Source organism: Bacteriovorax sp. As-1, assembly GCF_058446905.1.
In genome coordinates, this window is sequence record NZ_CP184341.1 from 2,387,487 (window position 1) to 2,409,193 (window position 21,707).

A 21,707-nucleotide genomic window follows, 5' to 3' on the forward strand; every position below is an offset into this window, starting at 1 on the left:
CGACAAAATTCAGGGGGATTCTAATGATCAGGCAAGCTATTGTCTCTTCAACTGTTGCTGTGCTTTTAACAATGTCAGTTCAAGACGTTTACGCACAAGCTGCATTGGGGAAAAATTCACTTTTAACAAATCAGTTAGTCGTTCCGGCCGAAGCGGCCAATAAAGTCGTAGGCGTAAGGCTAGATGACTTAGTTAACAATTTTCCTTCTCTTGTTCCAGGCCTTGCGAATGTTGCGGCCAACATCAAGAGCAACCCACAGGCATTTTTTAACAGCGGAACAATCGAAGTTGTTCACAATGTTTTCTTAAATAAACTTCCAGAAGTGACTCCTGGAATGGTTCGTTTATCAGTCACAGCTTATGTTAAGTATAAAGGCTTCTCAAATTTTGAACGCTTTACTGTTTCATATAACAATGGAGCTAAGAAACTGGCCGATATGTTGATTCAACCAGAAGGCTCTGTGAACTTAAGAGACACAGCTTTTTCAATTAGTGTTGGATTAATTGATAGAAAAGTGATCATCGAAGACTCGATGTACGATATTAAATTTGTCTTCCCAATCGGTGTCGGTGGATTTGACGAAGGTGTTTTAAATGAAGGTCGTGTAAGCCTTTTAACTCCACGTTTTCAAAATGGAGTGATTGACCAGAGAGCAGTCATCTCAAAAAGAGAAAAGCCTCGTTACTTTGATGGAAAACCATTCATCAGATTATTAAAAGGAAATGATATTAGAAACGATATGACGGCGATTGGTTTCCACACTGAAATCAACGACTCATTCGTAAGAGGGTTTGACTCTCACGGGTGTATGAGACTTCGCGTTCCTGATTTAATGGCGCTTCACGACCTGATTTTGGATAACGATGAACAACAGACTCCGATCACTGTGTCTTATAAGACAAAAGACCAGGCCGATCACCCGGCGGGGAAGAGAAATAAAACTTATAAAACAGTTTTAAATAACGGAACAAAAGAAAGCCCGTTCTTCCCGCTAGACAGGGACAACCTGGTGCAATTGACTTACAAAGAGACGGGAGCTCCGGTTGATAAACTACTCGATCAAGCAGATGATAACTACGAAGACATTTTTAGCTACGACACTCAAGAGCAACTAAAAGAGCAAAATGACCGTCGTAAAAATGAGTGCCAGGCCAAGCTAATGGCCGGTCTTATTGGGACAAGTCCAAAGGACATGGAGAAGTGTTTGAACGCCGGAAAACGTGAAGATTCGGCCAAAGACCGTATCTACCGCAAGTTCATGGGAATTGATTCGATTACAGTATTAGACTTATTCTAGGAACTTAGAGGGTTTATCCTTGAATCTAGGCCTTAAATAGGTGATAAATTTTACAAGCTATATGGTGAGAACCACACCATTTGCTAGAGTTAAAAGGAATCACTTATTTAAGGCCTTTTTATTGGTGAAAAAGCATGAAAGCAAAAATCCTTTTTTTAAGCGCATTCCTGATTGCCTCAATTCAATCTCTTCAAGCAAAAACATTAATCGTCAGTGACGTTGATGACACTGTTAAAATGACCGATGTTCTCGGTAAAAAGAGAACCATTGTTTTCAACGGACTTTTTAGAGAAAAAGCATTCGCGGGAATGAGCGAGCTTTACAATAAAATGATGAATGAGGACACGTCGATATATTACGTCAGTGGTTCCCCTAAAGTGATCCGTGTGCGCGTGAGCGATTTCCTGGAAGAAAATGATTTTCCTCAGCAACATAATCTGGTTTTAAAAGATTCAATGGATGATGACACTTTTGAATTTAAGACAGCAACAATTAAAAGATTAATCAGAGACATCAATCCGGATAATTTAATTCTTATTGGCGATGATACAGAGTATGATCCTCAAGTTTACGAACATATCAAGGGAGAGTATCCGGAAATTCCAGCAACTGTTTATATCCGAGCTGTAAGCAACCGAGAGGGAGTAGAGACATCATTCTTTTCTCCAATGGAAATAGCAGGGCATGAGTTTTTAAAAGGTCGTTTGGACAAGCGCGCTTTTAAATCAATTTCGACTGGTTTTATTAAGCAAAAAAATGGAAGTGGTATTGTTCTTAAGTCCCGCTATTGCCCCAAAAAAGGTCGTGAGGCAATAGAAGAACTAAAACATAAGATTGCGGATCAGGATATTGCCGAGCTCTTAGCAAAAACTCAGACAAAAATCATCAGGTCTTGTAATTAACCGATGAGGTGATCCGGAGTAAAGGACAGTGGAAGCAGTTCAGTGAACTTCATTGTGACTTCCTTTCCGTTCTCGTCACCCATGATAACTTCCATATCTTTAGCTGCAAATTCACTCATTACCTGGCGGCATAAACCACATGGTGGCCAGCCGTCTTTGGTATAAACGTAAACTTTAGCGATTTTCATTTTTTGGTCAGAGACTGCTTTTAAGATCGCGACTCTTTCAGCACAGATTGTCCCACCGTAGCTGGCATTTTCAATGTTGCATCCAGTGTAGATAGAGCCATCGCTCATCTCAATGGCACTTCCTACTTTCGCTTTTGAGTAAGGAGAGTAGGCCTTGCTTGCCGCATCTTTCGCTTTTTCGCGTAGTACTTTTTTGATTTCCATTATTTTACCCTCGAAAATTTAACGATTGAGCGGTTAAGAAGTTCTGTAAAGTTGCTCATCACTTTATTTGCTTCGTCTTTAATGTCTTCGTGTTTTAAAGTCTGGTCGATAATTCCGGCACCCATATTAGTTACACATGAAACACCACAAACTTTAAGACCGATGTGGTTGGCGACGATTACTTCGTGAACAGTGCTCATTCCGACAACGTCACCGCCCAGGATTCTGAACATTCTGATTTCAGCAGGAGTTTCATACGTTGGCCCTAAAACACCGACGTAGACACCTTGTCTGTTGTTCATTTTTAATTCAGCTGCAGTTTCTGCAAGAATGTCGATGTATTTTGCATTGAAAGCATGAGACATATCCGGGAAGCGAGGACCGATTGAATCATCGTTTGGCCCGATTAACGGATTTCTTCCTGTCAGGTTAATTTGATCTGTAAGAATCACTAAGTCTCCAGGAGAGTAACTCAAGTTCACTCCACCAGCAGCGTTTGTCACGATGAGTGTTTCGATTCCAAGTTTTGCCAGAACGCGCACAGGGTAGACAACGTCTTCCATGTCATGGCCTTCATAAAGGTGAAAACGTCCCTGAAGAGCGACAACTTCAACACCACCAACAGTTCCTAGAATCATTTTTCCATCGTGCCCTTGCACAGTCACTTTTTTGAAATGAGGAATGTCATTATAAGGAATAACGGTTTTATTTTCCATCTTCTCAACAAAGTCTCCCAGTCCTGAGCCCAGGATAACTCCTACGCGTGGATTAGTTTTTTTTACGTGGTGAATATGAGCGACGGTCTTTTCTAGTTTTTGTGTTAGTGATTCCATTGTTTACTTCTTTTTCTTTGTTGGTTTCTTTGTTGGCTTCTTGGCCGGTTTCTTTACAGTTGTTTTCGCCACTTTTTTTGGGGTGGTCTTTTTAGCACTGCTAGTTTTCTTTGTCTTCGTATTTTTTCCAGCAAAGCTTGTATTAATATCTATAATCAATTTCTTTTTAGGAGGTTTAATTGCACTTATAGTGATGTCACGGCTTGTTACAAGCTCAGAGATCTCCTCAGCAATTTTCATTTGATTGTCGTGACAGTAAATCGTCATCAGTGCTTCACCTTTAGCGACCTTGTCTCCAATCTTCTTATTCATCACGAAGCCTACGGCAAAATCCACCGCGTCTCCTGTTTTTTGTCTTCCACCCCCCAGGCGTACACAGTGCTTACCAAGTTCTGTACATTCCATCTTTGTGACGTAACCAGCTTTCTTAGACTTCACTTCGAAAGTTGTTTTGGTCAAAGGAAGAAGAGAGTAGTCATCAACAACTCTCGCGTCTCCACCTTGATTCGAAATCAATGCGCGGAATTTCTCCAGCGCACTTCCGTCATCAATTGAAGCCTGAGCTTTTTTAATTCCTTCTTTTAAGTCTTTTGCCAGACCTGCCAGGTAAATCATCCCGCCAGCAAGGGCCACTGAAAGATCAGTTAAATCTTTTGGTCCTTTTCCTTTTAGGGTTTCGATACTCTCAATGACTTCCAATGAATTCCCGACAGCTAACCCTAAAGGCTCTGACATGTCTGTGATCATTGTCATCATATTTTTATCGAATCTATGTCCTGTTTTTCTGATCGATTCAGCTAATTTCTTAGCATCGGCAAGTTTAGACATAAAGGCCCCGTTACCGGTCTTGATGTCCATGACGATTCCTTTAGCTCCTTCGGCCAGTTTTTTACTCATGATCGAAGCAGTGATAAGTGGAATGGATTCAACAGTTCCTGTTACGTCTCTTAAAGCGTAAATCTTTTTATCAGCAGGAGCGATTTCTTTGGTTTGTCCAATGAGAACAACTCCGCGCTCATGCAAAAGTTTTTCAAATTCTTCCAGAGAGATTTCTGTTTTAAAACCTGGGATCGATTCAATTTTGTCGATTGTTCCACCAGTGTGTCCAAGCCCGCGGCCGGCGATCATTGGAACTTTTACACCGCAAGCCGCGGCGATAGGAGCCAGAATGAAAGAGGCCTTGTCGCCAACTCCACCAGTTGAGTGCTTGTCGATAAAATGTTGTTCTGGAAAGTTGAGAACTTTACCCGAGTAAAGCATAGCATCTGTCAGTGCTGCTGTTTCCTCGATGTCCATTCCATTGAGATAGATGGCCATAAGTAGAGCACTCATTTGGTAATCAGCGATTTCACCTTTAGTGAGTCCATCAATGAACCAAGAGATTTCTTCTTTGCTAAGTCTTTCTTTATCTCGTTTCTTTTGTATAATACTATAAGCTGAGAATGATTGAGTCATACGTCCTTTAAACCGTTCCTTAAAAAATTAAGAGTAAGGGGTAAAGTGTATTGAAAAGACTCGTGAAAATCAAACATAACATATCGCCCAAGGTTTAAGGAAAAACTATGAAATCGACACTAACTAAAAAACTTCTTACTTGTTTAGTAACTACAGTTATTCTTTTAAACCCACTTCAACTAAGGGCACAAGACTCAAATTCAACTGGTTTCGTCGATGAATCATTGAATGACTTATACGTAGTATTAGGTTCAGGTGCTTTTGGTGCTGTACTGGGGCTTTCAACTCTATCGTTTGTTGAGACTCCAAAAGACCATATGAAAAATATCGCTATCGGTGGAGCTATCGGGATTGTTTTTGGGGTTGGCTACGTCATTTTTAACCAAGCAACGAAGTCTCAGGTCATCACTGAATTGACTCCATCTCCAATGACGGCCGAAACAAACGAGAGCCTGGCAAGAATCGATTTTTCTAAACAAAAAATCGCCGAAAGTTACCTAAAAGACCCTACAGTGGGTTTCTCTTTTACGTTCTAATTATCATACAGAACTGCGACATTTTCCTCCTTTGTCACTTTGGTCAAGGTAAGGTATCCTGAACTAGATTTAAGTTTTTAAGGATTTTACGATGGCCAAACAATTAATTATCAACCAGACACTCAATGAGTGTCGGGCAGCGCTTATTGAGAATGGTGAGATTCTCGATTTTCTAATGGAGCGCTCATTTCACCACAGACCTGAGAATAATCATGTAGATTTTCCCTTTGTAGGCGACATTTTCAAAGGAAAAGTCGTGCGCGTTCTACCCGGAATGCAATCGGCCTTTGTTGATATCGGTTACGAGAAAGCGGCCTTCTTGTATGTAGATGATGCATATATTCCTACCATTGAAGAACAAAGAGACATGGCGGAAAAAAGCAAGAAGTCGATGGAAGGAAAAGAGAAGCAGGGAGAAGTTATTCCTGACGAACTTTCTACACTATCTGAAGCGGTGAACATGCGTTTCCGTCCAGACATCTCGATTGAAACTTTCATTAAAGAAGGTGACGAGATCCTGGTTCAGGTTGCCAAAGAGCCGATTTCAACAAAAGGTCCGCGAGTCACTCGCCATATCACTTTTGCCGGAAGACATATTGTCTTCATGCCCTTCATTGAGCACACAGGTGTTTCAAGAAGAATCGAGAGTGAGAAAGAGCGCGAGAGACTAAAAGAAATTTTAGAAACGATTCGTCCGGAAGGAACAGGGGTTATTGCCCGTACTGTGGCCGAAGGACAAAGTTATAAAACTCTGAAGTTCGACTTCAATATGCTGATGAAACTTTGGAAAGATGTTTCAAAAAAAGCAGAGAAGGCAAGAGCTCCAGCAGTTGTTCACCAGGATCTAAGTTTCATTCAAAGAGTCTTCCGCGATATCGCTGATGAAGATGTTGATGAAATCATCCTCGATTCAAAAGAAAATTTAAAAGAAGCTGAAAAATTCGTGCAGAAGTTCCTTCCAACAATGAAAGGAAAATTCAAATTCTACGGCGAAGACTCAACTCCGATTTTTGAAAAATTTGGAATTGACCTGGAAGTAGAGCGCGCTATCGATAACAAGGTTTTCCTGAAGTCAGGTGGATCATTAAATATCGATCAGACTGAAGCTTTAGTTTCTATCGACGTTAACACCGGTAAATACATCGGGAGAAAAACGTTTGAAGAAACCATTCTAAAAACCAACCTAGAAGCGGTTAAAGAAATCGCTTACCAATTACGTTTAAGAAACTGCGGTGGGATTATTATTATCGATTTCATCGATATGGAAAAAGAAGAAAACCGCATTACAGTCTATAACGCTTTATTAGAAGCGCTGAAAAAAGACCGTGCAAAAACCAACGTGCTTCCGATCTCTGGACTTGGGCTGGTTGAGATGACTAGAAAGAGAACGAGAGATACGCTTTCTCGCATCATGTGTGAGCCATGTCCATACTGTGAAGGAACGGGAAGGGTGAAGTCGACGTTGTCAGTTTGTTACGAGTTGATCCGCGAACTCAATAAAGTCCTGGCAAAAACAAAAGGTTCGAAAGTTTCGATCTACGCTCACCCGGAAGTGACGGCGACATTAACTGGCGAAGACTTTGATTTAATCGACACGCTTGAAGAAGCACACGGTAAATCAATCCAGATTCGCTCGGAAAATAACTATCACATCGAGCAATACGAGATTTTCCCGCAGGAATACTAAAATGAGAGTGGAGAGTTTTTTTGGTAAAGACATCGCCCCACTGATTCCTCGCCTGGCCGAATTGCGCATAAAAGTTTTTCACGACTTCCCTTATCTTTATGAGGGAAGTCTTGAGTATGAAAAAGATTACCTGAAAATTTATACCAACAGTCCTCGCAGCGTTTTAGTTGCAGCCTTTGATGGCGACATTCTTGTGGGAGCAGCGACAGCTCTTCCTTTAAGAGATGAAGCCGATTATGTAAGAGAGCCATTCTTAAAAGCTAAGATGAATCTCGATGAGATTTATTATTTTGGTGAGAGTGTCCTGTTAAAAGAATACCGAGGTCATGGTCTGGGTCATCAGTTTTTTGACGGCAGAGAAGCCGCCGCTAAAAAATTTGGTTTTCATACAACGGTGTTTTGTGGAGTTCAAAGACCGTCTGATCACCCGATGAGGCCAGAAGGTTACAGCCCTCTGGATGAGTTCTGGAAAAAACGCGGATACGCCAAACAAGAAAACCTAAGAAGTGAATTCTCATGGCAGGACATTGGTGAGAGTGCAGAAACTAAAAAGCCTATGATCTATTGGATGAAATCTTTATGTTAAAAATCGCCACTGCTCAGTACTCAATGAATAAACACAGTTCTCTCAACGCTTTTAAAAGCAATGCTGAAGACTGGGTGAAAGAGGCGGCAACACACGGCGCTCGGCTGGTGATTTTTCCAGAGTATGGCTCGATTGAACTAGTATCTTTGATGGCGCCTGAAATCCAAAAGAATCTGGCCGGGCAGTTAAAAGAAATTCAAAAATATAAAGATGACTTTTTAAACTGCTATCTCGACCTGGCAAAAAAATACAAAGTTTATATTATCGCTCCAAGTTTTCCTCTGGAGCTTGAAGGCAAATATATCAACCGCGCTTTTTTCATCAACCCTGAAGGCCTTTATGGTTATCAGGACAAACAGGTGATGACTCGTTTTGAAGATGAAGAATGGAAAGTGTCTTCACCTGATCAAAGAAAGTTAAACGTCTTTGATGTGGATGGCGTGAAGGTGGGAATTTCTATTTGCTTCGATGTTGAGTTTCCGGATTTCTCACGCGAACTCGCTTTATCTGGAATCACTCTTCTGATAGCGCCTTCATGCACTGAAACTCCGGCCGGGATGAACCGCGTGCACGTCGGTGCTCGTGCCAGAGCTTTGGAAAATCAAATTTACGTTGCCGTCTCTCAGACAGTGGGAGAGGTTGATTATTCAGAGGCCATCGACAGGAATACGGGCATGGCCGCAGTGTACTCAACTTGTGATAAGGGCTTTCCTGATAATGGCATCATTATTCAAGGCGAAGTGAATTATCCAAAATGGGTTTATGCCGATATCAATCCTGACTTAGTTACTAATGTCCGCATGAATGGAAGTGTCCTTAATTTCAAAAAAATCACAACTCTAGTGAAATAGACTAAGTAGTATTTTACTGTCTATAGCTTGTCTCAATCCTATCTACGCCAAGTGGTATTATCCTCAATACGTTATCACTCATGCTTATATTCCTGAATTAGCATTTGATAAGGACTACTATTTTTCCCCACAACTGTGGTGTTGCGCCCCGCTTGTGGACACAAAATTGATCAGATAACGGATTAAATAAGTGGCACAAATCATGCTGTATAAGTTTTGAAACTTGATACGAGGAAGGTGTTAATGTATCCAATCAATGTCGTAGAAAAAGAAACCAACATCAGTAAGTATTTACTGCGTATGTGGGAGAGACGTTATTCTTTTCCCAGGCCAGGTCGTGACCAAAAAGGTGAACGCGTCTATACTAATGAAGACCTGGAAAAACTAAAACTCATTAAAGCACTCATGATAGAAGGATACAGACCTTCAAAGATCATCGATCAAAGCCTTAATGAGCTCAGAGAGCTCTCAAAATCCTTCGGCCTTACCGAAGGTAGTCTGAAAGATGAAATCGTAGTATTGGTCACATCTCAAGCCTTAGAAGCCGATGTTCATGAAGCTCTTAAAAATCATAGAGTTAAACGCATTTTAAAAGTCTCTTCTCACGAAGATATCAAGAACTTAGCTCTGTAAAAACGATCAATACCCTTTGACTGGAAAAAGGTGCTTTGATAGGGTGTCCCTAATTTTAAGGGAGGCCCTATTATGAAAAGTCTGATTGCCACAGCATTATTACTAGCATCTGTTTCAACATTCGCCGCAGAAAGTGCAGTTGATACATTTCTTTCAGTTCTTCCACTTGGATCTCACACAGGTGTTGATGATAAAGGTAACGCTTGTAAAGTAACTGTAAGCGAAGCCAATTTCCCGGCAAAGGCCATTTCTGTTCAGGCAGAAAATGCAGATCTTAAAATCTTCAAAGTGATCAACGATGCTTCTGAATTCATGTTCAGAGGATACAAAAAAGAATTCATTCAAACTGACCGCTACTATGTAGATTCAACAAGAAACTCATACGTAGACAGAGTTGTGAGAACTGTTATTGCGGGTGATGAACTTCTTTATGTTGTCGTCGCTAACGAAATCACAGTTAACAGAGACCGCAAGGTTGAGCTTGTTGAATGCGTAGTTAATCTTTAATTTTTTTTAGAATCCATTATACTTTATTAAAAGGGCCTCATTGAGGCCCTTTTTTTATGGGGGAAAATGGGAATGAAAACGCTCGCACTGGCCATGATGGCCTTACTTTCTTCTTCATGTGCTCTTCATTACAAAATGCCTGATAACCGATTTGAAACGTCAGAAACTACCGGGAAACTCTGGGGGACGCATCTTTATGCAGGGGTGGGAAATGGAAAAGACATCACGCTGACATCAAGTTACTCACAAACCTGGGCCGATCCTAACAATCCGGATTTATCGCGAGAGAATTTTATCACGCTTGGTGGTGACCTTGGTCTGCATGAGCGCATTGATATTGGACTTCAGTACATCAGCGATTTAGGGACAGTGTTAAAAGGAAAATACCAGTTAATCGGAAAGAGTGGCACAGAAGGGTTCCAAACTTCTATTGCGGCCCATGCGGGTGGTGGAAGCGAGAGCATGAGTGAAAACTATCACACTCCGACTAAGGCAGAGTTAGATAATTCAGTTGTGGGTGTGGATATCATTGCAGGTTATCGCTTTAATAAAATCGTTTTGATCTATGCTTCTTTTTTTCACGATAGTTTCAGTTACGATATTGAGCAGACCAGAGGGACTGATACAAGGAAGTTTGAAGGGAAGTCGAAAAATACTGGCGGAACTTTTGGAGCGAGCTTTTTATTCGGCAATACTTTAGAGTTAACGGCGGAGTATTCGGGAGCAAATGCTAAGTCAGCTAATCAGAGTTTATGGAATAATTCATTTGGCGGAATTGTAGGATTTCGTTTCTAGAAATAAAAAAGGGGCCTTCGGCCCCTTTTATTTTATGCTTTTTTCAAACTTAACGACAATGTGTATTCATCAATTTCATACTTAAGGCTTAATTCACCAGAAGCTTTTTTAAGGCCAGTTGCCAGCGTTTCACTCGCAATGTGAGCTTCGTGAGCTAAGATTGCCTCAACAACTTCAGGAGAGCCGCTGTATTCAACAGCAATGCGATCTCCAACGTTGAAGTTAAGATCCTTTCTCGATTTCTGAATTCTGTTAACAACTTCACGTGCCAGACCTTCTTTAATAAGTTCTGGGTCAAGAGTTGTGTCGATATCAACCGAGATGAAACGGTTACTCATCGCCTGAGTCCCTTCTTTCGCTTCTCTGAACACTAAAATTTCTTCAGGGAAGAAGTTTACACCTTCAAGAGTTAAGACACCTTCTTCTTCAAGCTTAATCAGGTCAGAGCCTTCCAGCTTTTCGATGATGGCCTTAAATTTCCCCATGTCCTTACCAAGCTTTTTACCAAGAGCTGGAAGATTTGGTTTAGCGTAAAGCTTGATAAACTTCGACTCTTCAGTTGATAGCTCAATGTTCTTTACGTTAAGCTCTGTCTGAATGTATTCAGCAAGCTTTGAAATCTCGTTTAGTAGAGACTTATCTTTGTGGATGATTGTTAAGCGCTTAAGTGGCGTCTTAACTTTAATCTGCACCTGATTTCTCTTCTGGCGTCCAAGAAGAATAATCTGCTGCATTCTTCCTACTGCAACTTCAAGTTCGCTGTTGATTAAGTTTTCTTTAGCAACTGGATACTCACAAAGGTGAACCGACTCCGGCTCCTTTGGGTTCATTTTTCTTAGTTCCTGGAAAACGTACTCAGAGAAGAATGGAGTAAATGGCGCCATTGAAATTGTAAGCTCTCTTAGAGCAGTATAAAGAGTCGAGTAAGCAGCACATTTATCATCAGTCAGACCGTCACCCCAAAAACGAGAGCGGTTAAGACGGATGTACCAGTTCGTTAAGTCTTCAATGAAAGTAAAGAGAGCAGGAACCACGTTGTACAGGTGGTACTCTTCCATTTCCTTAGCAATGTTTTTCTTTAACGTTTGCAGGTTAGAAAGAAGCCATCTGTCGACGATGTTATCAGACGTTTTAAAGTTAGTGACCGGAGACCAGCCATCAACTTCAGCGTATGTCTGGAAGAACTTAAATGAGTTCTGCCATGGAAGAAGTGCTTTTCTTACCATGTCTTTTACACCGGCATCAGTAAAGCGTTGCTCTTCAGCTTTTACTAGCCCTGAGTTGATGAGGTACAATCTTAGAGCGTCAGCTCCGAATGTTTCCATCAGTTCATCTGGTGCCGTGTAGTTTTTCAGACGCTTGGACATCTTCTTGCCATCTTCGGCCATAACGATACCGTTAACGATAACGTTTTTAAAAGCTGGCTTGTCGTATAGAGCAGTTGAAAGAACTGTTAGCGTGTAAAACCATCCACGAGTCTGATCCAGACCTTCGGCGATGAATTCAGCAGGGAAGCCTTCTTTGAACATTTCTTTGTTCTCAAAAGGGTAGTGCAGTTGAGCAAATGGCATTGACCCAGATTCAAACCAGCAGTCTAGGACTTCTGGAATTCTTCTGTATGTCCCTTCTTCACCTGTTTGCGTGAAAGTCAGGTCATCAACGTTTTCTTTGTGAAGATCTGTTACACGCACACCAGTTCTCTGAAAAAGTTCTTCAACAGAGCTGATGCAAACACGGTTGTTGGTTTTGTCGTTAATCCAGATAGGGATTGGTGTCCCCCAGATTCTGTTTCTTGAGATCGACCAGTCACGCGAGCCTTCAAGCCATTTTCCGAAACGTCCATCTTTAATGTGTGACGGAGTCCAGTTGATCTGTGCGTTTGAGGCCAGCAGTCTGTCTTTGATTTTTTCTACACTCACATACCAAGACGGGATCGCCTTGTAGATAAGTGGAGTATCAGAGCGTGGACAGAATGGGTAACTGTGAACCAGAACCCCTTGGTCATAAAGTTTATTTTCATCTTTTAATTTTTTGATGATGTCTTTATCGGCAGTCTTTACATGAACACGGGCGAAGTCGCTGACTTCAGCTGTAAATTTACCAGCATCATCAACCGGACACTCAAGAGCAGTGATGCCTGCTTCTTTCATGACACGGTTATCGTCTTCCCCGAAAGCTGGAGCGATGTGAACGATACCAGTACCATCAGTTGTTGTAACGTATCCGTCGTTTAAAACAACGAAAGCGCCAACAGCTTCATGTTTTTTAAAGTATGGGAAAAGTGGTTCATAACGAAGACCTTTTAGTTGTGCTCCAGTGTAAGACTCAAGCACTTCATAGTTTCTCTTCTTCGAGTAAGCTTCTACGCGGTCTTTTGCGATAATGAACTTGATGTCCTTATCTTTGTCGTGGATTTTTACGTATTCAATTTCTGGCCCCATACACAGGGCAAGGTTTGAAGGAAGTGTCCAAGGAGTTGTCGTCCATGCAGCGATGTAGAAATCTTGATCTTTCACTTTAAATAAAACAGTGACTGCCGGGTCTTGAACATCCTGGTAGTTTGAACTGGCTTCGAAGTTTGAAAGAACTGTTCCAAGCGCAGTTGAGAAAGGAACGACTTTTGTTCCTTGGTAAATTAAATCTTTTTTCCAAAGTTCTCCGATTACCCACCAAACTGATTCCATGAAATCAGCATCCATAGTTTTGTAATCGTTTTTGAAATCAACCCAACGGCCGATTCTCGTGATCGTTTTTTCCCACTCGTTAGTGAAACGTTGAACGATCCCGCGGCACTCATCGTTGTAACCTTTGACTCCGAATTGTTTAACTGCATCTTGAGCAGACATACCTAATTTTTTATCGATCTCGTGCTCGATTGGAAGACCGTGACAGTCCCAACCAAAACGTCTTTCAACGTAACGACCTTTCATCGTGAAGTAACGAGGAACGATATCTTTTAGAGTTGAAGCTAAAAGGTGACCGTGGTGAGGAAGACCTGTGGCAAAAGGAGGCCCATCATAAAAAATGTAAGGTTTCCCCTTTCTTGTCTGATCAAGTGACTTCTTGAAAATGTCATTTTCTTTCCAGAAATCTAAAATTTTGTGTTCGCTTTTTACGAAAGAGAACGAGGTATTTTCCGATTCATTTACTTCGGTATTAAGATCAGTTGACACGAAAGGCTCCTTTGGGGTGATTCACGGGGGAAATTTTATCATAAAAAGGGGGAGTATTCCAGTGAGAACCTATACTTATCAGAGGATCGTTCCGATAGAGTGAACATGAAAAAGACTTTGCTCATTCTACTGCTTGCTCTGGCATTTTGTGCGAATGCACAAGAGGTCATTCCCGGGCCGAAATTGGAGTTCAAAGGGCAAAACCAAAGTGTTACTCCTTGGGGAAATATCCCGCTTAACTCTTTTTTGTCGTTTAAGGACTGGAAAGAAGAGAGTGATATCAGAGACCAGGTTCCCGATTGGGAAAAGATCATCAGAGAAAGAAACAACCGCGAGCTCGTTGGTCGCATCTATCAGTGTGTCGGAATCTGTCGCATTGACCGCGGAGAGAGCTTTTTTAACGGTTCATACCGCACAGGTCTATACGAAGGGGATGAAATCCAAACGGTAGGCGATAGTTATGCGTGGATCTTTTTGTTTGATGGAACGATGGTGAGGCTTTCACCTCAGTCGTCGGTGACGTTTAACGAATTCAATGTAGGTGTTAAAGAAAATTTCATTAATGCCAGAATCAATGCCGGCAACGTCCTATGGCTTTCTCGCCATGAAAACACTTTTGAAGAAGTAAACGTGCGCGAAACAGATGTGATTTTCTTTCCGTATTCAGAATATGAATCTCTGCCGGTGAATGATAAGAAACAATATATTGAAGATGATTTATTTGAACTCCTTTCAGAAAAAAAGACCTTCATCAACCATTACAAATCACTCAATGAAACGATTGAGGCCAACAATAAACTGACTAGGAAAAAGCCGACCTATGCTTTTTTAGTTATGCCCAATGCGACGATCATGGGTGAGTCTCCGAGTGTTGAGATGGTAGTGCTTCTTGGTGGAAAATCATTTTTTAAAAAGCGCTCGACAGAATTACTTGGAATGAAGGCCACTGAAGACACTCCGGAAAATCTCAATTTGCAGTTGCGCGGTTTTGATAATAAAACACTCAACACAATTCAAGATGATCTGTGGATTTCTATTGATGAAAAAGGAAGAAATTACGCTCATGCTGAAGAAGTCAGATGGCTGAATGTCGGTGAATTTTTAACCAAAAGAATTCCAAGTATCATGATGGGGCGTGAGATTTTTTTAATGCGTTACTCTGAATTTGCCTTCAGGGAAAAATACGATCCGATGGTCCTGGCCAAAAAAGATGGCTACAGACTTTGGGGTAAAATCAAAGCAGATGAAGGTGAAAAAAAGGCGGACCTGGAGCTGCGTCTGGATTTCTTAAAAGAGTATTTCCGCAGAGTGGAGACTTCAAACCTTCTGGCCAGTTCGCGCTTCAGGGAGCGCCTTGAAGAAAGGGGAGAAAAGACGCAGGCAATGATTTACGGAAATTATTTTTTCATCACCGCGCTTAACCGTTATTATAAATACGGCGAGCAATTCAGAGATATTTCTGATGACAAAGAAACCGGAGAAGTTTTAAACTCAACTAAAAAACTTCTTTGGAAAAAAATGCATGGGATCAGATAAATACCACCTTGTTCTCGGCTCACAAAGCCCGCGTAGAAAACAACTACTCTCTTACATCAACATTCCTTTTCAGATTTTAACAGCTGATTTGGATGAAGTGTCCGATGAGACAGCGCCCGATCGCATTGCGATGGATTTAGCTTCACAAAAAGCACGCGCGGTTATGGATAAGGCTTCTGGAATTGAAAACCCTTTTATTATTTCTTCCGACACCATCGTTGTCCTGGATGGGAAGCTTTACGGCAAGCCAAAAGACAAAGACGATGCACGCGCTATTTTAAATGAGCTTTCCGATAAGACTCACCATGTGATTACTGGAGTGAGTTTTCTGTTTGTTGACCAGTTCACGAAAAAATTGCGTGAGCACTTATTCTTTGATTCGACTGAAGTGACATTTACAGAAATTTCGAAAGAGTTGATGGATGACTATATTGCGACAGGGGAGTCGTTGGATAAAGCAGGCGCCTACGGCATTCAGGGGGCAAGCTTAACATTTATTTCAAATCTCTCAGGGTCATATTCCAACGTAGTCGGGTTTCCCCTCGATAAAGTCGTAGGCGAGCTTGCAATTGTACTTGGTGAAAATTACCGAAGTCAGTTCCTTTAAGCTATCTAAGTTTCTTCGTCGGTTTAAAACTGCTGTTTTTCTTAACAGACTTCGTAGGTCTTAAGCTCAGCGTTTTAAGTGTCGTCGAAGTTTTCTCAACAGCTTTAGAAGCAGAATTTCTGCCGATACCAGCAGCTTTAGAATAGGTTGCAGTGTCTTCGATAGGGGTCAGTGAATTGGTCGTTTGATTGTCAGTTGTCATGTCATCCTCTTTGTTAAATCGTTAATGGTAGATCCGGTTTTGTAACCCTTTCAACCAATAACAATTCCACGCAAGGAAGTTGTAGAAGGTTCAAAAAAGTTACTTAGAAGGTAAAGTCGTCAATAGAGTCTCCTTTAAAACAAAACCGACTAAAGTGCTCTTCTTATCGGTCCTGGTGACTAAGTACTTAAGCTAATTATACTACGGTATAGAGCTTTTTCCTATCCCCCCTGTAATAGGCAAACTTTCCCACTCTGCTAAGGTTGTAAATCATTGATTTATAGGGCAATCTAAGTAACTGAAATGGATTTTTAATGCCAACAAAATAAGGTGAGCTTCATGAATAAGCTTCGTTTAGCAGTTACTGCAATCACGCTGGGAACTCTTCTTTCTTCATGTTCTACATTCAACAAAGTGGCCGTCGGAGGAGCAGGGGATCTGATTTACACCTCAGGAAATGGTGTTTTACACGAATCAAACTTCGACGTTTTTAAAGATGGTCTGCCAGGCAACTTACTTTTAATCGAGGGGCTTCTTGCTCAATCACCAAAAAATATGGACCTCCTGGCAACTCTGAATAAAGGGTATGCCGGCTACGCTTTTGCCGTGAATGAAACGCTTATGTATGAAGAAGAGTGGGCCGAACTAAAAAGCGAAGAAGGTAAAAAGCAGGCGCTTTTTAATTACACCAGATCACTTAATTTCGGGATTCGTTACCTGAAAGAAAAAGGCCTCGATTTAAACGACATCATCTACCGCATGAATGAACCGCAAGGAATTCACCTGCTCTTAGACAAAAAGATGGGCGACGATAAGAGAGACCTGGAGATAGTTCTCTTTACAGCGCAGTCGCTGGCCGCATTAGTGAACATTCAAAAAGACAATATGGGATTAGTGTCTCAACTTCCTGCAGCTAAAGGAATGTTTGATTGGGTTTGTTTAAAAGATCCGTCAATTAACTACGGCACGTGCGATATTTTCTACGGAGCTTATGAAGCGGGACGCCCGCAAATGCTTGGCGGAAATCCGGCCAAGGGAAAGGAGATTTTCTTAAAGGCGATTGCTAAGCATCCACACAATTGGCTGATCAGAACAAGTTATATGCAGTTTTATTTGATTCCTCAGAACGATGAAGAAGGTTTCAAAGAGCAGATGCTGGCGATGAAAGGCTTCCATGATGAATTCCAAAAATACTACATCTACGACCAGAATCCAAAAAACGAATCAGCATGGACAAGAGAGTCGGGGATGAGATTTTATCAGACGCTCTCACTAAAACGTTATGAATTAATGAACCGCTTTCAAAAACAATTTTTTTAATAGGCAAAATTTAAAAAGGTAATGAACATGAAAACACTTTTACTTTCAATGACTCTCTTTGCATCGATGAATCTTCATGCGGCCATTAAGGTTGGCGTTCTTGCTCCTGAAGGAACTGGATGGGCAAAGAACATCAAGAAGATGGCAACAGAAATTAAAGACGCAACTAAAGGCAACGTTGAACTAAAAATCTACTACGGTGGTTCTCAGGGAGACGAGCAGGACGTTTTGAGAAAAATTAGAATTGGTCAGTTGCAGGGAGGAATTTTTACCGGAAAAACTCTGGGAGAAATTAATGGAGATGTCCGCGTAATGGAAGTTCCATTTACTTTTAACCATGACCGTGTGAAGGCCCTGAAAACGCTAGAGGCAATGACTCCATTTTTTAATCAGAAATTTGAGCAAAACAAGTTTAAGAACCTGGCAACATTTGAAATTGGACATGTTTATTTTGTTACTCAAAAAAAGGTGCAGGACTTAAATTCAATTAAGTCGCTCAAAATCTGGACTTGGGATGGTGATCCAATTGTTGCAACTCTTTTCGAATCAATGAACCTTATCGGTGTACCTCTTGCACTTCCAGATGTATTGGCTTCTCTTTCTACTGGTGTCGTTGAAGCTGCTTATGCACCACCTATCGGGATTATCGCTCTTCAATGGAACACAAAAGTAAAATACATTGTTGATTTTCCAATTTCATATTCAATCGGTGCTTTTGTTATCACGAACTCTGCATGGGCGAACATTGCTCCTGCTGATCAAAAGATTGTGTCAGATATTGCAAAAAAATATGAAAAAGAGATTAACTCTGGAAACACCAAAGACAATGATGATGCGATGGCTGCCATTAAGTCTCAGAAGATTGAATTTGTGAAATTTAGTGACTCAGAAATCAAGGTTGCTCAAGGTTATAGAGCGACTATGATTAAGAAACTGACTGGTAAGTTATTTTCTGCAGAAGCTCTAAAGAAGCTAGAATCAGAAATGGCCAAAAAATAAACAGGAAAAGATATGTTTAGCTTAGTGAAAAAATGCGACAACATTGTTGAAAAGATCGCAACTTGGCTGCTAGTTATTTGTGTAATGTCTATGTTGCTTTTTAGCTCCCTGAGCATCGTGGCCAGGTGGTTTCATCATAACATTACATGGATTGATCCATTCGTAAGGCACCTGGTGTTTATTGGGACATTTCTCGGTGGTGTCGTTGCTACTGGAAAAGGGACACACATTGGAATTGATATTGTCGGTAAATTTGTGGAGAGCAAAGGGTGGCACTCTGCTAAAACGGCAATCAGCAGAATTATCATGGTGTCTTCAATGTTTGTTCTTATTTGGTTGATTAAATCTGGTGTTGATTTCACTCGCGTTGAGATGGAATTTTCGAAAGAGGAGTTTTGGGGGATTGGAAGCGGCTACCTGGTTATGATCATTCCAGTAGGTCTGGCCTTCTTGTTAGTTAGATTTTTTTTAGTTTTCCTTTTAAGTTTTGAAGCAAAAAAAGAGGGGGCGCTATGACTGGTACCGTTGCGGCCTTAGGGATCGTCTTTCTAGCAATTCTTGGAACTCCACTTTTTATTATTATGTCACTTGCGGCCCTTGTGGCCTTTACGTTTTCTGGAGTAGAGGTTTCGGCCGTTGCTCAGGAATTTTATAGAATTTCGTCTGCGCCCACATTAATGACTATCCCACTGTTTACTTTTGCCGGTTATTTAATGGCCGAAAGCAAATCCCCTCAAAGGCTTCTCAAATTGGCTGAAACCGGATTGGGCTGGCTTCCAGGAGGAATTTCTATTGTGGCCCTGGTAGTCTGTGCTTTTTTTACGGCATTTACCGGAGCTTCTGGCGTAACAATCATTGCCTTAGGTGGATTGATTTATCCTATCTTGATGAGAGACGGGTATTCAGAAAAATACACTTTGGGAATGATTACGGCCTCAGGTTCTCTTGGATTACTTTTTCCACCATCACTTCCTATCATTCTTTATGGGATGGTTGCTAAAGTTGATATTGATAAGCTCTTTAAGGCCGGAATTGTTCCGGGAATTGTTATTATGGGCATTCTTTCTTTTTGGGCAGTTTATAACAGCCCAAAACATACAGGAGAGAAGATTAATAAGTTTATTTTAAAAGACTTCGTTGCGGCCTTAAAAGAAGCCTGGCTTGAAGCTTTACTGCCAGTCGCTGTTCTTGTGGGCATTTATGGTGGAATTGTTACAGTGACGGAAGCGGCCGCTTTTACGGCACTATACATTTTTATCGTGGAAGTTTTTATTTATAAAGATCTCGATTTGTTTAAGGACATTCCTAGAGTTATTGTCGATTCGATGAGCCTGGTAGGGGGGATTCTTCTGATTCTCTGCTGTGCTCTTGGGTTTACGAACTTTCTGGTTGATGAAGAAGTCCCGCTTAAAATTTTTGCACTGATGAAAGAGTTTTTACATGATAAATACTCTTTCCTTTTATTCCTGAATATTTTTCTTCTCATTGTCGGCTGTTTGATGGACATCTTCAGCGCAATCATTGTTGTAGTGCCATTGATTATCCCGATTGCGAATGATTTTGGTGTTGATCCAATTCACTTGGCAATCATTTTCCTGGCAAACCTGGAAATTGGTTATTTAACTCCACCGGTTGGAATCAATCTTTTCATCGGCAGCTTCAGGTTTAATAAGCCAATCACGACTTTGTACCGCGCCTCTGTGCCTTTTTTAATTTTACTAATTATTGCACTGGTTATTATTACTTATGTACCTAGCTTGAGCTTGTTCTGGTTTAAATAGATGTTTATGTTTTCACGATTCCATACATTCACTCTGACGCTTTCGATGTTATGTACATCGGTGGCGTCAGTTGCTGATACTAAAAAACTTGATGATTATTACCGTGATGTGTTTATGGGTGAGAAAAAAACCATAAACTATGCAGGGCCACTTGATCCACGCAGCCAATATAGTGATAGTGTAGGGGATTTGATTTTTTTAGACGACACTTTTAAAGACGCCTACATGAACCAACAGATTCAAGATGAACCGTTTGTGCTTCACCGTTACTGGTTTAATGAGGTGGTTGAAAAATCGACTTGTCCAGATGAAACTCTCGGTGAGAATATTGATTATATTCGTTATCTTTATCGCCTGGTCACTATGAGTTATTTGTTTGAGGGATTAAAACTCAACAACAAACTCTCTTCTCAATTGGGTGGAAAGAATATCTGTTCAATGAATTTTAAAGATGTCTTTGGCGGGTGCACTCCTGAATCTTCAGATATGAAGAAGTTCCATGAAAGAGTGTATGGAAAATTTGTTAACGAGATTGAAAAAATCCACACGCCGGCCTTTAACAAAAAAGAAACAGCGGCATGGCTCAATGAATTCCAGGACTCAACATCTTTGACGACTGAACCCACATTTGCCCGCCTTCACGAGTGGTGTATTGCCAATAAGAAGAACTGCCGTGCCCTTACGGTTGAAGAAATTAAAGATGCACTAGCTGGTTTCTGCTCGAGTGATACTAAAACCATCAAGATGCTTTGTTCTGAAAAAGACAGCTTCTATGGACTTTCAGCAATTACAACTCCGACTGAATTGATTAAAAAATCAAATGCCTTTAACCTAATTAACCAATCGGGGATGGGAGAAGAGTGTCTTCGCCGCTACGTGAAACTTTTCCAGAACAAAGAATCGAGTTATTCGGTTCTTTCGAGACAGTACCCACTTCTTTATTCGTATTTATTAAAGTCTAATAGCCGTTACCAGCAAGGGGAACTCTTCCTGCCAGGTGCGCTTAAAGAATTTGATATGAAGGGGCTAAGTGACTTCCTGACGGCCTTAAAACCGCCTAAGATTGAACCTGTCGTTGTCATTGCAAAACCAAAACCTAGGCCAAAAGCAAAACCAGTGGTTGTAGAAGCACCTAAGGTAGAAGAGAAGAAACCTGAGGTTCCTGTTGTTGTCGTTGTAGAGCCGCCAAAGCCGCAAATCAGTGAATTTGAAAGGGCCGCCCAGGAGCTTCAACAAAAAGGACTTTCGAGTATCGATGTGGATATGGATATTTTCCGCGACGATTTTGAATTTACTCAAGAGATGATCACAGAATTATCTGGGCCGATTAAAAAATTCCAAACCAGATCGGCCTTAAACGATATGAAGTCTTACGATATGCTGGGTTCTAAAGATGCTCCGGTAGGTCTGATCTTCCTTAAGTTCTTAATTGATACAGAAAACCACCAGGGGCTTTATAACATCGTAACGGTGTTAGGGGAGAAGTTCTATGTGGTCAACGATCTTGAAAAGAAAAATACGCCTCATTACGTTCAACTAAAAAACGACGCCTCAACAAAAAACCGCTGGCAAATCATTCTGCTTAAAAAATAAAAAACCCCGAAAAGAACTTTC

21 protein-coding genes are annotated in these 21,707 nt (G+C 41.1%); 16 read left to right on the top strand and 5 right to left on the bottom strand.

All coding sequences use genetic code 11. The annotated features are described in order from the left end of the window. The first annotated feature begins 23 nt into the window (after positions 1–23). Positions 24–1,298 carry a L,D-transpeptidase gene (locus ACN20O_RS11955; protein ID WP_491634158.1) on the top strand — a complete coding sequence of 425 codons (1,275 nt, stop codon included), beginning with the start codon at positions 24–26 and terminating at the stop codon, positions 1,296–1,298. A 134-nt stretch (positions 1,299–1,432) separates the two neighbouring features. Further along, the gene (locus ACN20O_RS11960; RefSeq protein ID WP_491634159.1) at positions 1,433–2,200 is read left to right on the top strand and encodes a phosphatase domain-containing protein; all 768 of its coding nucleotides are present in this window, start codon (positions 1,433–1,435) and stop codon (positions 2,198–2,200) included. Here ACN20O_RS11960 and cdd read toward each other — a convergent pair. The 3 genes from cdd to ACN20O_RS11975 are packed head-to-tail and all read right to left on the bottom strand — an operon-like array spanning position 2,197 to position 4,880. Continuing rightward, positions 2,197–2,592: a cytidine deaminase gene (gene cdd, locus ACN20O_RS11965; RefSeq protein ID WP_491634160.1), complete on the bottom strand. Its 396-nt coding sequence runs from the start codon at positions 2,590–2,592 to the stop codon at positions 2,197–2,199. The genes ACN20O_RS11960 and cdd overlap by 4 nt on opposite strands. Further along, the gene (locus ACN20O_RS11970; protein WP_491634161.1) at positions 2,592–3,425 is read right to left on the bottom strand and encodes a purine-nucleoside phosphorylase; all 834 of its coding nucleotides are present in this window, start codon (positions 3,423–3,425) and stop codon (positions 2,592–2,594) included. The genes cdd and ACN20O_RS11970 overlap by 1 nt, the downstream gene beginning before the upstream one ends. A gap of 3 nt (positions 3,426–3,428) precedes the next feature. Next, positions 3,429–4,880 (bottom strand): thymidine phosphorylase, encoded by a 1,452-nt coding sequence (locus ACN20O_RS11975; RefSeq protein WP_491634162.1) that lies wholly within the window; start codon positions 4,878–4,880, stop codon positions 3,429–3,431. A gap of 107 nt (positions 4,881–4,987) precedes the next feature. Here ACN20O_RS11975 and ACN20O_RS11980 point away from each other — a divergent pair, with 107 nt between their 5' ends. From ACN20O_RS11980 to ACN20O_RS12010, 7 genes are all read left to right on the top strand, one after another. Beyond that, positions 4,988–5,416 carry a hypothetical protein gene (locus ACN20O_RS11980; protein WP_491634163.1) on the top strand — a complete coding sequence of 143 codons (429 nt, stop codon included), beginning with the start codon at positions 4,988–4,990 and terminating at the stop codon, positions 5,414–5,416. Positions 5,417–5,507: 91 nt separating this feature from the next. Beyond that, positions 5,508–7,103 (top strand): Rne/Rng family ribonuclease, encoded by a 1,596-nt coding sequence (locus tag ACN20O_RS11985; protein WP_491634164.1) that lies wholly within the window; start codon positions 5,508–5,510, stop codon positions 7,101–7,103. A 1-nt stretch (position 7,104) separates the two neighbouring features. Further along, positions 7,105–7,689 carry a GNAT family N-acetyltransferase gene (locus ACN20O_RS11990; protein ID WP_491634165.1) on the top strand — a complete coding sequence of 195 codons (585 nt, stop codon included), beginning with the start codon at positions 7,105–7,107 and terminating at the stop codon, positions 7,687–7,689. Then, entirely contained in the window at positions 7,683–8,540 is an 858-nt protein-coding gene (locus ACN20O_RS11995) for a carbon-nitrogen hydrolase family protein (protein ID WP_491634166.1), read from the top strand. Before ACN20O_RS11990 ends, ACN20O_RS11995 begins: the two co-directional genes overlap by 7 nt. A 243-nt stretch (positions 8,541–8,783) precedes the next feature. Next, positions 8,784–9,173 carry a MerR family transcriptional regulator gene (locus ACN20O_RS12000; RefSeq protein WP_491634167.1) on the top strand — a complete coding sequence of 130 codons (390 nt, stop codon included), beginning with the start codon at positions 8,784–8,786 and terminating at the stop codon, positions 9,171–9,173. A 72-nt stretch (positions 9,174–9,245) separates the two neighbouring features. Further along, positions 9,246–9,680, top strand: a complete 435-nt coding sequence (locus ACN20O_RS12005; RefSeq protein ID WP_491634168.1) for a hypothetical protein — start codon at positions 9,246–9,248, stop codon at positions 9,678–9,680. A 72-nt stretch (positions 9,681–9,752) separates the two neighbouring features. Next, positions 9,753–10,475, top strand: coding sequence for a hypothetical protein (locus tag ACN20O_RS12010; RefSeq protein ID WP_491634169.1), 723 nt, complete (start codon positions 9,753–9,755; stop codon positions 10,473–10,475). 32 nt (positions 10,476–10,507) lie between these two features. Here the strand turns inward: ACN20O_RS12010 and ileS are convergent, their stop codons facing one another. Continuing rightward, positions 10,508–13,648, bottom strand: coding sequence for an isoleucine--tRNA ligase (gene ileS, locus ACN20O_RS12015; RefSeq protein ID WP_491634170.1), 3,141 nt, complete (start codon positions 13,646–13,648; stop codon positions 10,508–10,510). Positions 13,649–13,753: 105 nt separating this feature from the next. Here ileS and ACN20O_RS12020 point away from each other — a divergent pair, with 105 nt between their 5' ends. Both ACN20O_RS12020 and ACN20O_RS12025 read left to right on the top strand, forming a co-directional pair. Continuing rightward, positions 13,754–15,184, top strand: coding sequence for a hypothetical protein (locus tag ACN20O_RS12020; RefSeq protein ID WP_491634171.1), 1,431 nt, complete (start codon positions 13,754–13,756; stop codon positions 15,182–15,184). Continuing rightward, positions 15,171–15,791, top strand: a complete 621-nt coding sequence (locus tag ACN20O_RS12025) for a Maf family protein (protein ID WP_491634172.1) — start codon at positions 15,171–15,173, stop codon at positions 15,789–15,791. The genes ACN20O_RS12020 and ACN20O_RS12025 overlap by 14 nt, the downstream gene beginning before the upstream one ends. Before the next feature lies 1 nt (position 15,792). Here the strand turns inward: ACN20O_RS12025 and ACN20O_RS12030 are convergent, their stop codons facing one another. Next, positions 15,793–15,993 carry a hypothetical protein gene (locus ACN20O_RS12030; protein ID WP_491634173.1) on the bottom strand — a complete coding sequence of 67 codons (201 nt, stop codon included), beginning with the start codon at positions 15,991–15,993 and terminating at the stop codon, positions 15,793–15,795. A gap of 339 nt (positions 15,994–16,332) precedes the next feature. On the opposite strand from ACN20O_RS12030, the gene ACN20O_RS12035 reads away from it, so the two are divergent. From ACN20O_RS12035 to ACN20O_RS12055, 5 genes are read left to right on the top strand one after another with little or no spacing between them, the layout of a single operon-like run. Then, on the top strand, positions 16,333–17,313 hold the full coding sequence (locus ACN20O_RS12035) for a TRAP transporter TatT component family protein (protein ID WP_491634174.1): 981 nt from the start codon (positions 16,333–16,335) through the stop codon (positions 17,311–17,313). 27 nt (positions 17,314–17,340) lie between these two features. Continuing rightward, positions 17,341–18,312 carry a TRAP transporter substrate-binding protein gene (locus ACN20O_RS12040; protein ID WP_491634175.1) on the top strand — a complete coding sequence of 324 codons (972 nt, stop codon included), beginning with the start codon at positions 17,341–17,343 and terminating at the stop codon, positions 18,310–18,312. Between the two features lie 12 nt (positions 18,313–18,324). After that, the gene (locus ACN20O_RS12045; protein WP_491634176.1) at positions 18,325–18,828 is read left to right on the top strand and encodes a TRAP transporter small permease; all 504 of its coding nucleotides are present in this window, start codon (positions 18,325–18,327) and stop codon (positions 18,826–18,828) included. Then, positions 18,825–20,093, top strand: coding sequence for a TRAP transporter large permease (locus ACN20O_RS12050; protein WP_491634177.1), 1,269 nt, complete (start codon positions 18,825–18,827; stop codon positions 20,091–20,093). The genes ACN20O_RS12045 and ACN20O_RS12050 overlap by 4 nt, the downstream gene beginning before the upstream one ends. Before the next feature lie 6 nt (positions 20,094–20,099). Beyond that, positions 20,100–21,686 (top strand): hypothetical protein, encoded by a 1,587-nt coding sequence (locus ACN20O_RS12055; protein ID WP_491634178.1) that lies wholly within the window; start codon positions 20,100–20,102, stop codon positions 21,684–21,686. The last annotated feature ends 21 nt before the right edge of the window (positions 21,687–21,707 follow it).